Source organism: Pedobacter sp. (genome assembly GCF_040513095.1).
Taxonomy (GTDB): domain Bacteria; phylum Bacteroidota; class Bacteroidia; order Sphingobacteriales; family Sphingobacteriaceae; genus Pedobacter.
In genome coordinates this window covers 45583-59491 of the sequence record NZ_JBEVDX010000121.1, presented here as the reverse complement: position 1 = coordinate 59491, position 13909 = coordinate 45583, and the positions used below count along the sequence as shown (strand labels likewise).

At 42.9% G+C, this 13909-nt stretch carries 14 protein-coding genes; 2 read left to right on the top strand and 12 right to left on the bottom strand.

The genetic code is table 11. The annotated features are described in order from the left end of the window. Positions 1-49: 49 nt before the first annotated feature. The 4 genes from ABWY16_RS14080 to ABWY16_RS14065 form a co-directional block, all read right to left on the bottom strand. Positions 50-835, bottom strand: coding sequence for a TerC family protein (locus tag ABWY16_RS14080; protein WP_353905282.1), 786 nt, complete (start codon positions 833-835; stop codon positions 50-52). Positions 836-915: 80 nt separating this feature from the next. After that, positions 916-2196 carry a hypothetical protein gene (locus ABWY16_RS14075; RefSeq protein ID WP_353905281.1) on the bottom strand — a complete coding sequence of 427 codons (1281 nt, stop codon included), beginning with the start codon at positions 2194-2196 and terminating at the stop codon, positions 916-918. Beyond that, on the bottom strand, positions 2193-2720 hold the full coding sequence (locus ABWY16_RS14070; protein WP_353905280.1) for a hypothetical protein: 528 nt from the start codon (positions 2718-2720) through the stop codon (positions 2193-2195). Before ABWY16_RS14070 ends, ABWY16_RS14075 begins: the two co-directional genes overlap by 4 nt. Further along, positions 2704-3267, bottom strand: a complete 564-nt coding sequence (locus tag ABWY16_RS14065; RefSeq protein WP_353905279.1) for an RNA polymerase sigma factor — start codon at positions 3265-3267, stop codon at positions 2704-2706. Before ABWY16_RS14065 ends, ABWY16_RS14070 begins: the two co-directional genes overlap by 17 nt. Positions 3268-3413: 146 nt before the next feature. Here ABWY16_RS14065 and aspS point away from each other — a divergent pair, with 146 nt between their 5' ends. Beyond that, complete coding sequence (gene aspS / locus ABWY16_RS14060) at positions 3414-5159, top strand: aspartate--tRNA ligase (protein ID WP_353905278.1); 1746 nt, start codon at positions 3414-3416, stop codon at positions 5157-5159. 76 nt (positions 5160-5235) lie between these two features. On the opposite strand, the gene ABWY16_RS14055 is transcribed toward aspS, so the two are convergent. The 7 genes from ABWY16_RS14055 to ABWY16_RS14025 form a co-directional block, all read right to left on the bottom strand. Next, complete coding sequence (locus tag ABWY16_RS14055) at positions 5236-5673, bottom strand: hypothetical protein (RefSeq protein ID WP_353905277.1); 438 nt, start codon at positions 5671-5673, stop codon at positions 5236-5238. Further along, positions 5657-6037, bottom strand: a complete 381-nt coding sequence (locus ABWY16_RS14050) for a phage holin family protein (protein WP_353905276.1) — start codon at positions 6035-6037, stop codon at positions 5657-5659. The genes ABWY16_RS14055 and ABWY16_RS14050 overlap by 17 nt, the downstream gene beginning before the upstream one ends. 53 nt (positions 6038-6090) lie before the next feature. Further along, positions 6091-6357, bottom strand: a complete 267-nt coding sequence (locus ABWY16_RS14045; RefSeq protein WP_353905275.1) for a YtxH domain-containing protein — start codon at positions 6355-6357, stop codon at positions 6091-6093. Positions 6358-6440: 83 nt separating this feature from the next. Beyond that, complete coding sequence (locus tag ABWY16_RS14040) at positions 6441-7493, bottom strand: AI-2E family transporter (RefSeq protein WP_353905274.1); 1053 nt, start codon at positions 7491-7493, stop codon at positions 6441-6443. A 12-nt stretch (positions 7494-7505) separates the two neighbouring features. Continuing rightward, complete coding sequence (locus ABWY16_RS14035; protein WP_353905273.1) at positions 7506-8909, bottom strand: sigma-54-dependent transcriptional regulator; 1404 nt, start codon at positions 8907-8909, stop codon at positions 7506-7508. Between the two features lie 167 nt (positions 8910-9076). Then, positions 9077-9859, bottom strand: coding sequence for an enoyl-CoA hydratase/isomerase family protein (locus tag ABWY16_RS14030; protein WP_353905272.1), 783 nt, complete (start codon positions 9857-9859; stop codon positions 9077-9079). Between the two features lie 2 nt (positions 9860-9861). After that, positions 9862-10281: a cobalamin B12-binding domain-containing protein gene (locus ABWY16_RS14025; RefSeq protein WP_353905271.1), complete on the bottom strand. Its 420-nt coding sequence runs from the start codon at positions 10279-10281 to the stop codon at positions 9862-9864. A gap of 79 nt (positions 10282-10360) precedes the next feature. On the opposite strand from ABWY16_RS14025, the gene ABWY16_RS14020 reads away from it, so the two are divergent. Continuing rightward, entirely contained in the window at positions 10361-12022 is a 1662-nt protein-coding gene (locus ABWY16_RS14020) for a glutamine--tRNA ligase/YqeY domain fusion protein (RefSeq protein ID WP_353905270.1), read from the top strand. Between the two features lie 181 nt (positions 12023-12203). On the opposite strand, the gene ABWY16_RS14015 is transcribed toward ABWY16_RS14020, so the two are convergent. Next, entirely contained in the window at positions 12204-13886 is a 1683-nt protein-coding gene (locus ABWY16_RS14015; RefSeq protein ID WP_353905269.1) for a DUF8614 domain-containing protein, read from the bottom strand. Positions 13887-13909 lie beyond the last annotated feature (23 nt).

The window sequence follows — 13909 nt, the reverse complement described above, 5'->3', positions numbered from 1 at the left end:
AAATACTTTTAGTAATTGACTCCCTCAAACAAATCGCGAATTTAAAACCTTAAGCCTTTTTGTCTCCTGCCTTGTTCCTTAAGGCTAAAGGTTTTCCGGTTTTCTTTTTCATCCTGAGGTTGAGCACCTCAACCAGCACTGAGAATGCCATTGCAAAATAGATATATCCCTTGGGAATATGTTGGTCGAGCCCCTCCGCAAAAAGTGAAACACCAATCAGTAACAGAAAGGAAAGGGCAAGCATTTTCACCGTAGGGTGATTGTTCACAAATCCACTGATGGTGTCAGCAGAGACCATCATGATGAGCACAGCAATAATTACCGCAGCGATCATCACCTCCACATGTTCTGCCATACCGATTGCCGTGATGACAGAATCCAGTGAGAAAACAATATCCAGCACAAGAATCTGCACGATTACCCCTACAAAGGAATGCACTTTCACATTGCCTTCTTCATCTTCTTCCCCTTCGAGCTTTAAGTGGATCTCATGTGTACTTTTGTAGATCAGGAACATTCCACCTGAAAGCAGGATCAGATCACGACCCGAGATGGCCAGCTTTTCCAGCCATTCCTTATTGTCGAGGCTTACCCATTCACCTAAATTAAACAGAGGTGAGGTGAGGCTCATTACCCAGCTTAGAGATAGCAGCAATAAGACTCTGGTAATCATTGCCAGGCCCAGGCCAAGCTTTCTTGCCTTCTTCTGCTGATCTGCTGGAAGCTTGCCCGAGAGTATGGAAATAAAGACGATGTTATCAATACCCAGGACAATCTCTAAAAGGGTAAGTGTCAGCAGTGATATCCACGCTTCTGGAGTTGTAAAGAATTCCATAGGTTAAATTTGTGTACTTACTAATATAAAAAAAGCCTGCTGAAATTCAGCAGGCTTTCCTCTATATAGTTTAAATGCATTTATTTAAATGTCACAGAGCCATAGGCTGTTTCGATCTGTACCGTAGAACCGCCGCCATTTCCTATTTTACCGGTGTAACGTTTGGTAGTAGAATTTCTGTCCTCATTTTCGTTTGAATTGCTTACCCTCACATTATTATCGTATTTAAAGCTTCCGTAACTTTTCTGCAGGTTAAAGTCGCCATTAAACGAATCTCCGAAGTTGAGGCTCAGGTCTACATAATCAGCATCAATGACTAAACGCTTACAGCCCGAAGTGATATCTGCAACGGTAAAGTTATTGTAGCTCATTTTAAAATTTGCATCGCCTCTTAATGTACCTATATTGACACCAGTATACTGCGACCTGAGTATAAGCTTACCCACGGAGCCAAGCATTAGTGCGTTATACTGCTGTCTGATAGTCGCGTTACCTTTAACCGTACTGATGTTGACATTGGCATACTGTGCATCCAGATCGAGGTTATTCACCGATCCTACCTTTAATCCTGAACCATATTGCTGTCTGATCGTCGCATCTCCCCTGATAGTAGTAATGTTTACACCTGCATACTGGGCGTTGAGATCAAGTGTCCCCGCGGTTCCGATGGTTAAGCCGGAACCGTATTGCTGTTTGATGCTGGCTTTATTCAGTTCCTGAATGTTGGTTTTGCCATACTGCACAGAAATCATATTATTTTCGTTTGCCAGGTTCCCTGCGATGAAATCTCCATACTGCACCTTTGCGTTAATGGGGCCTGAAAAGTCGGCAATATTCACACTGCCATATTGCTGGGAAAGGCTCAGCGCATTTGCCGCAGGAAGATAAACCACATAATCGACTCTTACTTCTCTTCTTTTGTTGTTCATTTTATACCACCTGGAACCGTTTTCTATGTTCGTTTTACAGGAAATCATATCTCCCGACTTATTAGCGTCGATGCTCACCTCCTCAATCAGGCTTTGTGCTTCTTTCTCGTTATTGCTATAGGCTTTTACAGTTACATCCACTTTCACCTCTCTCCTGTCCCAAACCTTAATCAGCATCGAACCATATTGATTGCTGAGCATTACCTTATCAGATCTGTCTGCAGGAAAGGTTTTGCTGAGGGTTCGTACACGTACTGCATCATCCCTCTCCTGATTGCCATTCGTGCTTTCCGGATGCTGATCAGTTGTTGTAACTGTGTTTACCGCATAATCCGTATGTGCCGGTATTTCCGGTTTCTGAAGTTCCTGTGAGAGTGCGGGAGTAAACGCTGCTGAAAGTAGTAAAGCGCCCCATATCGTTAATTTGTTCATATTCTGTTTTCCTTTTTAAACTCGCTTACTTCTACAATAATTGATAGCTGCTGACTAACCAGCTGCAATTGCGTTTCCAGGTTTTTGACCATGGCCTTTACGATCAGTTTCTGGTTGGGACTTGTTGGTAATTGTCTCCTGAGGCTGTCATAGGCAAGACTCAGTGTTTGAAGATCAGTGCTAAACTTTTTATACAACTCCGGACTTGATTCAGCAAAGATTTGCAGGCTGTCCCTTTTTTCTTCGATCATGCTGGCAAATTTCACCTGCCTGTTGGCATAAGCAGGGCTTACATCAGCAATACTCATTTTATTCTTCTTCAGCGGGGAAACAAAGAAAAACGTAATGGTCAGTAAAACGATTGCCGAAGCGGCAATACTCATCCATAACCGGATATTAGATCTCTTTGTTGGTTTTTTTTCGGCAAGCTCCTTCTCAATCCTGTCCCACAGGTTTACTGAGGGCTGGTCGGTATCAAATTCCTTTTTGTGTTCCTTAATAAAATCTTCAATTTGTGTGTTCATCTCTTTCTCCTGTCTTTTCTAACATATTTTTTAATTTCACTTTTGCACGCATCAGCTGTGAGCGGGAAGTCACTTCAGAGATCTTCAGTATATGCGAAATCTCTTCATGGTCATACCCTTCAAACAGATATAAGGTGAGTACTACCCTGTATCCGTCTGGCAAACGCCTTACTGCGGCCTTCACCTCTTCTACCTTCCATTGCAGTTCTTCATGATCATCTGTTTTCGCTTCCGCGATTTCCATCCCGTCAATACTCACAAATTCTGCCCTTCTCTTTCTCAGGCAGTTGATGGATTTATTGATGATGATCTGCTTTAACCAAAGCCCAAAAGTGGTATCTCCCCTGAAATCACCTATGCGGGTAAAAGCATCCATAAATGCCTCCTGCAGAACATCCTCGGCTTCGGCCTCATGGTTAACAATCCTAAGGGCTGCACTGTACATAGCTTTCTCATACAACTTGTATAATTCAAATTGTGCTTTACGGTTTCCGTTACGGCAACCATTAACCAGATCAATGTTCTTATCTATGTATACTGCTTCCAATGTTTTCGTATTCGGTATAAGTGACGCAGGCTTTTTAGAAACGTTGCATTCATGGCAAAAAACTTTTGAATATAACATGCTAAATCAATAACCTCTGAAATATATGGCTCAAAATGAATATTTTTGCGGCTTAATTCTATTGAATAATGTTAAGAACAACAACTTGCGGAGCGCTGACTTTAGATAATTTAGGCGAAAACGTAATTCTGTGCGGTTGGGTGCAGAAATCCAGAGACTTGGGAGGAATGACTTTTATTGACATCCGTGACCGTTATGGCATCACCCAATTGGTATTTAATATGGATGACAACCGTGAGCTGTGCGAAGCTGCCCGTAGTTTGGGACGCGAATTTGTAATTAAAGCAAGCGGACTGGTTGTTGAACGTTCCAATAAAAACCTGAAAATGCCAACCGGAGAAGTGGAAATCAAAATCACTGCTCTCGAAATATTAAATGCTTCCAAAATCCCTCCGTTCCTGATCGACGACGAAACTGACGGCGGTGATGATTTACGTATGAAATACCGTTACCTGGACCTGAGAAGAAACCCGGTAAGAAACAATATGGTTTTACGCCACAGGATGGCCCAGTCTGTAAGAAGGTATCTTGATGCGCTGGACTTCATTGAAGTGGAAACCCCGGTGCTGATCAAATCAACTCCGGAAGGTGCAAGGGACTTTGTGGTACCAAGCCGTATGAATGCTGGTGAATTTTATGCCCTTCCGCAATCTCCTCAGACCTTTAAACAGCTGCTGATGGTGTCTGGCTTTGACAGGTACTTCCAGATTGTTAAGTGTTTCAGGGATGAAGACCTGCGTGCAGACAGACAGCCTGAATTTACGCAGATTGACTGCGAAATGTCGTTCATTGAACAGGAAGATATCCTGAATACTTTCGAAGGCCTGATCAGGACACTTTTTAAAGAGGTTAAAAACTTTGATTTGCCGGAAGTTCCAAGAATGCAGTATGCTGATGCAATGCGCTGGTATGGTTCTGATAAACCGGATACCCGTTTCGAAATGCGCTTTGTAGAGTTAAATGAGCAGACCAAGGGAAATAACTTCCCGGTATTTGACAATGCAGAACTTGTAATTGGCATCAATGCAAAGGGCTGTGCGCATTATACGCGTAAGCAGATGGATGAACTGACCGACTTTATTAAACGTCCTCAGATCGGCGCTACAGGCCTGATTTACGCAAGACATAATGAAGATGGAACAATTAAATCTTCGGTAGACAAATTCTATAGCGAAGCTGATCTAAAGAAATGGTCTGAGGCAATGGAAACACAGCCCGGCGATTTAATGCTGATCATGGCAGGTGTGAAAGATAAAGTACGCAAGCAGTTAAGCGAGCTCCGTTTAGAAATGGGAAGCAGACTTGGCCTTCGTGATAAAAACGTTTTCAGTGCCCTCTGGGTGCTTGATTTCCCACTGCTGGAATGGGATGAGGAATCTGAACGTTACCATGCTATGCACCACCCATTTACTTCTCCTAAACCAGAAGATATCGCTTTACTGGATACCGATCCGGGAGAAGTTAGGGCGAACGCGTACGATATGGTTGTTAACGGAACTGAAATTGGTGGCGGATCTATCCGTATCCATGACAGGACGCTGCAGGCGCTGATGTTTAAACACCTTGGTTTTTCTGCAGAAGAAGCACAGAAACAATTTGGCTTCCTGATGGATGCTTTTGAATTTGGTGCCCCACCGCATGGCGGGATCGCCTTTGGTTTCGACAGGCTTTGTTCGATCTTCGCTGGTCTGGAAAGTATCCGTGACGTGATCGCTTTCCCTAAGAATAACTCAGGCAGAGATGTCATGATCGACAGCCCTTCTACAATTGATGAAAAACAATTGAAGGAACTTAAGATCAAAAGCAGTTTATAAGACATAAAAAAAGTGCAGTAGTTTATCGCTACTGCACTCTGTTTAAACATAATAAAATGTCTATTGCGTTTTTTTATTAATAAGTTTCGCTGTCTGGCGGAATCCCATAATCCGCAAAAGCGGGAGATTTCAGCTTAGACTTTTTTTTAAAAAGACCTTTAACAGTATTGAACACGCCTGTCAGGTGCTCAGCATCGAGTGTTTTTCCAAATTTACTGGTAGCAAGTCCAACCAGGGTTTTGGTAATAAACCCGGAGCCCCTGAACAATGTACTGTTCATCAATACCGGCAACAGGAAAGACATCAGCTTACTGCTGATGTTCAATTTATCATCAGCCTTTAAAAACGTTGAAGGTGTTGCATACTTTTTGAGCAGATTACCCGGAGTAAACTGGGTAACGTAAACTTTCGCGTCATTCTTCAGCATCGTCTCCTGAATTTTGTAATCAACCTTGAGGCTGGTTAACCTGATATTCAGATCATGCAGGTTATTGATATTATACTTTTTGCTCATCGTCTTCGTCCTCCTCTAATTTTTTAAAATACTTCCTGATGATAAAGTTCACTATCGCCTTTTCAATAAAGTTATCTTTGGTGACGAATACAATAACCGCCAGGATCAGATAAATCAATGCCACACTTCCAAAGCCGGCCGTGTAACTTCCAAAAAGAGTAGAAAGGAACAGTGCAAGCGTTACACTGCCCAAAATAAAGGCCAGCGTAAAACAAATAGCTACGATAGCGGTCGTAATCATGTCAGCAAAGAGCTTTGAGCCCCTTTTAACAAGGAACAGCCTTGTGTATTCTACCCGGGTATCCAGGTAGGTCTTGGCTTCCGCAAGTATATCCTGAAAATCCTTTTCTTTCTTTTCTTCCATTGTCTTTATCTATAGCGTATTTAGTACCTCTTGTTTAACTGGTTGCTGCGCTCTTATGCGTGCTCAACATCGTCAACAAATTCCTCTTCAGAATCCTGCAGTTTATTTTTTACTGAGCTTACTACTTTTTCTTTCAGGCTGGCAAGGTGGTTGATTTCATCAGCAGCCCTGTCTTTGATCGTGTCGCCCAGATCTTTCAGCGACTGGCTCAGCCTGTCACGTGTTTCACTTCCTTTTTCAGGAGCAAACAATAATCCTAATGCCGCACCTGCAGCTAAACCAGTTAAGAGTCCAATTAATACTTTTGAGTTATCGTTCATGACTTTAATTTTTATGTTTAATAATGATTTTTGTAGCGTAAACAGGTATCAATAAGATTATGATCTGATATCCCTGATGATTGTTATAACTCCTCAGCCTCAGAAATTGTTTTGATTCTTTCCAATCTTTCAGAAGCCATGGCGCTGGTTTCATATATTTTGATCAGCAGGATAAAATATGACAGCAGTAATGGCCCAAAAACCAGCCCCAGTATACCGAACAGTGGGATTCCGATCACCACGCCAATCACCGTGATAATGGGGTGTATATTCCCTACCCTCTTCGCAATCATAAACCTGATGACGTTATCAATGTTGATGATCACGACAAAGCCGAAGATAAGCATTCCCCAACCTGCGGCATTATGCCCGTCAGCAATCTGAAGCAGTGCCGCCGGAACAAAAATGACTGGCGGCCCCAAAATAGGCACAAAGGATATAAATGTTGTGATTACCCCCCAGAAGACCGGATCAGAATAACCCAGCACATAAAAAGAAATGCTCACCAGGGAGCCCTGTACCAATGCTATAAATCCCTGCCCCAGTACATTGGCATAGGTAGTATTCCGCATCTCGAGGGCAAAGCGCTGCGCATTCTGCGCCCTGAAAGGTGCATATTTAACTAGTGCGGCTTCAAACTGCTCATGCTGAACAAGCATAAAATACAGCAAAAAGTACATCAGCAGTAATCCCAAAATAATATTGAATGCGCCTGATATGAGCGACGGAAACAATTCCGTTGCCCAGGTTCCGCTTTTTTTTAAGCCTTCCTGCAGCAGGTTCTGGGCATCCGTACCTAATGGAACAAGCCGCTTTAACTTGATCAGGATATGCTGGAAGTACAGATGATCATTTTGCAGTTCATTGATCTTTTGGATCACCATGCTGCTCAGTGCGTAAAAAGGCAGGATGATCACTACGATAGAAATAAGTATCAACAAAATGGCTGTAAAGCTCTTATTGAGCTTTTTTTGCTCCACCAGATAGATATATCCGGGCCGCATGATGGTGAACATCACGAGCGTACTTAAGATTGACCCAAATATCCCTTGCAGCGAATACGCAATCAAACATCCCAGGGCAATGATAATGACCAGGTTGATCGTGTTTCGCTGTTTATAAGTAAAAAGAGACATCCGGAAAGGCGATTAGGTATCCAGGTTAATGGCCTTCATTTTATTGTAAAGTGTTTTTCTGTCAATATTCAGAATTTTAGCGGCTTTGGTTTTATTAAAGTTTACTTCCCTTAAAACTTTCAGGATAGCTTCGTATTCTGCTTCGGAGGCAGCATTCTTCAGATCCCTTGATTTTTCGTGGTTTTTATGGATCGTATTTTCAATGGCTGTGACCTTGGCATCTGTAGAGATTTCCAGCGGCAGTGCTTTCAGCTGAATTTCGTCAGTCTCAGTAAGTAAGGTTGCCCTGCGCACTACGTTTTTTAATTCTCTGACATTTCCGGGCCAGTTGTAGGTCAGAAAGCATTCTTCCACATCCTTTGAAAATCCCTGTACATTTCTGCCCAGTTCTTCATTTGCAAAGTCAAGGAAGGTTTTTGCAAACACCATAATATCCTTGCCACGCTGGCTCAGTGGCGGCAGGTTGATTGAAAATTCATTGAAACGATGGTACAAATCTTCCCTGAACCTTCCTTTTTGTATAGCACTGGAAAGGTTTTCGTTGGTTGCTACAATAATCCTCACATCCAGATCTATCTCTTTTGTACTTCCTATGCGTTTGATCTTTCTTTCCTGCACAGTCCTTAACAAGGCAGCCTGAATTTCGTAGGACAGGTTTCCCACCTCATCCAGGAACAGTGTACCACCGTTGGCCATTTCAAAGTGACCAATTTTGGTATTCAGCGCGCCTGTAAATGAGCCTTTTTCATGTCCGAAGAATTCACTTCCGGCCAGTTCTTTGGTTAAAGACCCGCAATCCATTGCCACAAAAGGATTATCCCTTCTAGGGCTGTTCAAATGGATAGCCTTTGCCACTGATTCTTTTCCGGTACCACTTTCACCTGTAAGGATAACGCTGTACGAAGTTGGTGCAACAAGCTGAATCTGTTTTAACAGTTCTTTTGAGGCAATACTCTGCCCGGCAACGAAGTTCTCCACCTGGTTATAAACAGGCTTTACTGGCTTTATCTTTTGTATTTCCCTTGCGGTTTCTGTAACAGAATCATTTAAGGCAACCTGGGTATCAATAGCTTTATTTATGGTATTGAGAATCTCATCAGGATACAAGGGTTTTGTGATATAATCGTATGCCCCTAATTTGATCAGCTCTACAGCAAGTTTGATATCTGAATAGCCTGTAATGATAATTACACCCGTTTGAGGATAACTTTCCTTGATCTTGATCAGCATTTCCTTACCATCAGTATCTTCCAGCCTGTAATCACACAATACAAGATCGTAATGCTCCTTGCCCAGGTATTCATGGGCAGAAACACCACTGGTTGCAGTATCTACACTAAATCCGTTTCTGGTTAAGAATTTCGACAATAGTAAGCCTATATTAACTTCATCATCTATTATTAGTATTCTTTTCATATATAGCACCAATTCTAAACTAATTCGATGATAAATATAAAGAATTATTTTTTATGGGAAATATTTTCTACAGTTTTAAATTGCTATTCCCCTGTAATTGATGTAAATAATTTGTTAACAGCCTGTTAAACAGCCCTGCTAAAATTAATCCATTAATAACAAGTTAGTTACATTCCTTTGAACAGTGCTGATCTCTTCTCCAAAAACGCTGAAACGCCCTCTTTAAAATCCTGGTTACCAAATCGCCTGCCAAACTCCTGGATCTCTGTTTCAAAGCCATTTACTCCTTCAGTATAAACTGCATTTACAGCTGTGATTGCTGCGGCTACTGCCAATGGTGCCCTTAGCATAATCTTATTGAGGATCTCTTCCGAGCGGCCGGTGAGGTCTGGCAAAGGCACAACATAATTAACCAGGCCAATTTTTTCTGCTTTTTCTGCTGTAATCATATCTGCAGTCAGGATCATCTCCGCTGCTCTTCCCTTACCGATCAGCTGGGTTAAACGCTGCGTCCCGCCATATCCTGGGATAAGTCCCAGCGTAACTTCAGGCAGTCCCATCCTTGCTGTATCAGCCGCAACCCGGATATGGCATGCCATCGCCAGTTCCAATCCGCCCCCTAGGGCAAAGCCATTGATCGCTGCCAGAAAAGGTTTAGAAGAATTTTCTATCGCATCAAACACTGTAAACTGGCCATTTCTTGCCAGATTCTCTCCCTCTTCAGCAGTATAAGATGAAAATTCTGATATATCAGCCCCTGCTACAAATGCTTTCTCTCCGGCCCCTGTCAGAAGTACACATTTTACTTCCTTGCTGTTCTGCACAAAGGCAATCACATCCGCCAGTTCAGTGAGCGTCTCTTTATTCAGGGCATTCAATTTCTTTTCACGGTTGATCGTCAGGTACAGTATCCCGTTTTTGATCTCTGTCAATATATTCTGGTAAGTCATAGTTAGAAGTTTCTGTTTTCAATCGTCCAGTTACGGATATAGTTAACTATAGTAAGCATCGTAGTGCCGGGAGCGAACAGTTCACCCACCCCAATTTCTTTGAGTTTTGCAATATCACTTTCGGGGATGATGCCTCCACCGGTCAATAGAACATCGGTAAGCTGCTTTTGCTTCATCAGTGCAATAATCTTAGGGAAAACGGTCATGTGGGCGCCGGATAAGATAGAGATACCGATGGCGTCTACATCTTCCTGCAAAGCAGTGTTAACGACCATCTCCGGTGTTTGACGTAATCCGGTATAGATCACTTCCATACCGGCATCCCGCAACGACGTAGCAACTACCTTAGCGCCCCTATCGTGCCCATCGAGACCAACTTTAGCTACCAAAACACGTATAGGCCTGTTTAATGTATTGCTCATAAATTATACCGATAGTCCTTCGTAAAAGTAAGTAAATTAGCGCTTTTATATTAACTTTGGGCACAAAATTACAGTTTTTATGAGTGAGGAAAGATCATTGAACTTTATTGAAGAGATCATTGAAAACGATTTAAACAGCGGAAAATATACGGAGTTAGTTACCCGTTTTCCACCTGAACCAAATGGGTATTTACACATTGGTCATGCTAAAGCGATTTGCTTAAATTTTGGGCTGACCAAAAAATATGGCGGATATACCAACCTGAGATTTGATGATACAAATCCTGTAACCGAAAAAACTGAATATGTAGACAGCCAGCAGGAGGATATCAGATGGCTGGGCTTTGAATGGAAAAACGAATTATATACGTCAGACTATTTTGATACACTGTATGATTTTGCCGTTAAGCTGATTGAAAAAGGTGCAGCTTATGTTGACAATGGCACCGCCGATGAAATTGCCGCTCTAAAAGGTACGCCTACAGAAGCCGGTAAAGACAGCCCTTACAGAAACCGCAGCATTGAAGAGAACCTGGACCTGTTCAGCAGGATGAAAGCCGGCGAATTTGAAGACGGTACCTGTATCCTGCGTGCGAAGATCGACATGGCCAGCCCTAACATGCTGATGCGTGATCCGATCATCTACAGGATTAAACATGCAGAACACCACCGTACCGGAAATAAATGGTGCATCTACCCGATGTATGATTTTGCACACGGACAAAGTGATAGTATTGAAGCAATCACCCATTCGATCTGTACGCTGGAATATGTTTCTCACCGCGAATTATATGACTGGTTTATTGCTGAGCTGGGGATTTTCCCTTCTCATCAGTATGAGTTTGCCCGCCTGAACCTTACCTATACCGTGATGAGCAAGCGCAAGCTGCTGCAACTGGTAAACGAAGGACTGGTTGATGGATGGAATGACCCGCGGATGCCTACCATCAGCGGACTGCGCAGAAGAGGTTATACGCCTGAAAGTATCCGTGAATTCTGTGAGCGCATCGGGATAGCCAAGAGAGAAAACCTGATTGAACTGAGCTTGCTGGAGTTTTGCGTGCGTGAGCACCTGAACAAAACAGCAAACAGGGTAATGGCTGTGCTTGATCCTATTAAACTGATCATCACCAACTATCCTGAAGGCCAGTCAGAAATTCTGATCGGAGAGAATAATCCTGAAGCAGAAGACAGAGGTGGAACAAGGGAAATTCCTTTCAGCAATGAACTGTGGATCGAACGCGAAGACTTTATGGAAGAACCCGCAAAAAAATGGTTCAGACTTGCGCCGGGCGCACTGGTACGTCTTAAAAACGCCTATATCGTTAAGTGTGAGGATTTCAAAAAGGATGCTGAAGGAAATGTAACTGAGATTCACTGTACTTATATCCCTGAATCCAAGAGTGGCGAAGATACCAGCGAAATCCATGTAAAAGGGACTATCCACTGGGTAAGTACTGCTCACGCAAAAACTGCTGAGATCAGAATTTATGACCGTTTATTTTCTGTAGAATCTCCTGATAGCGAGGAAGGTGATTTCAAGGATTACCTGAATCCGGAAAGCATGAAGGTAATTAAGGAGGCTTATATTGAACCTTACCTGGCGGACGCAGATTTAAATTCACGTTACCAGTTTATTCGTAAGGGTTATTACTGCCTGGACAAGAATTCTACCGCTGACCACCTGGTGTTTAACCAGACCGTAGGTTTGAAAGACGCCTGGGCGAAAGCGAAGAAATAAGGGCTTGATCTGCGTCCTTAGATCCTGTATGTGCCCTGCGTGGACGCTAGGTTTGCGCCCTGCCTGGACAACCCCCTGGATCTGTTTTATAAAAAAGGGTATCGTGTATCCCGGCCTTACATTGTTTTGCTTCAGCAAAATCATGCAGCCGGGATACACGATACCCTTTTTTATACATAGATTACTTTACCCCTAATACATCAGCCCCCTGTTCGAAAACGATATCTACAGGGATTCTTTTTCTGCTCAGTCTGTCTAAATCAGCCTGTAATTCGGTGCTGATCACTGCGTTTTCTTTCTGTACTTTCTCTACAGCAGCTTTATCCCCATTGCCCTGCAGTGTTAAAATCAGGTTACTCAGCCCGTTCATCGCAGCTGCAAATTTTATGTAGTCAGTTTGATAAGTACCGTTTGCCGTTCTTACAAAAGCACCTTTGTCTTTAAAGTAATTGAAGCACTGCATGTTTGCCTGTCCGTGTGCCTCTGAGGCGCCAAATCTTACAGAACGCAGCAAGCCTGCCATAAATGTGGTGTAGTACGTTTTGATATCTCCTGAAAGCGCTCCTTTTTTCAGAAGGCCGGTTACCATGTAAAGCCCAAGTACATCGGCTTTGCCTTCTTCAAGCCAGCTGTACTGCTCTTTGAGCGCTGCGCTTACAAAACCTTTTCCAGTTATAGTTTTTTTAATTCCCAGTCCGTGTGCTACTTCATGGAACATTGTATTTGTAAAGAAAGCATCAAAAACCACGTATTGCTGCTGATCTTTGTCGATCAGTTCATTGGCAATCGGCGAAAGGATTTTATCGAACTTTGCCTTCATGGTATTTTTTAACTGCGATCTTCGCGTCCCCTTTTTTTGCTGGATCAGCTCATCATTCGGCAGGTTTACTGCGATTGTTTTTGAGCCGGCATTACAGTCTCCTGCATAGTAGACTACATCGTATGCGTTTAATTCTGAATCTGTACCGGGTTTCTCCTGCTTGTATTTCTGTGCTACAGGCAATCCTTTCTGTAATTCAGGAAGCAGTTTCACATATTTCTCCAGGCGTTTGCTCCAGACCTTGTCCTTTACCAGTACATAAGCCTCAAAAGAGGTTCTTGCGTTAAATAATTTGTCGTTATAATTCTCAATCGGCCCGATAATCATATCGAGCGTATTGGTTTTCATATCCAGCCAGGCGTAATCACTTGGGGTATAGTTGTCGGTCACCAATGCATCTGCCCGTAGGTTCAGGTATTTTTTGAAACCTGCGTCTTCCGTCAGCAAAGCGGCTTGTTTCAGCAATGCTGAAGCCTGTTGTAACTCTGATGCAAATAAAACATGGTAAGGAACCAGGGATAGTTTACCTGTGGTATCACGTTCAATGATGGAGTACTGGTTAAATTTGTCTTTCAGAGTTGAATTTTCCAGATCGGCTTTGGTCATTCCCGCAGGATAAAATGCGGCTCCTTCTGGTTTTGGCCCGATGCCGGCTATAAATGGCTTGTCATTATTGAGCCTGTCCCATGGTCCGTAATTTATTTTTATAAAGTTCCTTATATCTTCATCCTTAACCACCGCCAGCAGACTGTCCCGCTGAGGATAAGCTTGTCTCCAGAACAATTCGTCCATAATTTGTGCTGCCTGAATGAGCAGGGGAAGGACTTTCCTATCATTAGCACTGAGAGCGTTAAGGTTTGTTGTAAGTTTAACAGGTTCATAAATGCCCAGCCTGCTATGGACATATCCCGGCAGGCTGTCTCTTACTGCTGCAGGTTTTGCTGTTTTAGTATTGTTGGTTTCTGAATTGTTGTTGCAGGATATCATACCTGCGATAATGGAGCATCCCGTAAAAAACAGGGCTGCTTTAGTCGATTTGTTCATGTTAGCTTTTTATAACGCAACTA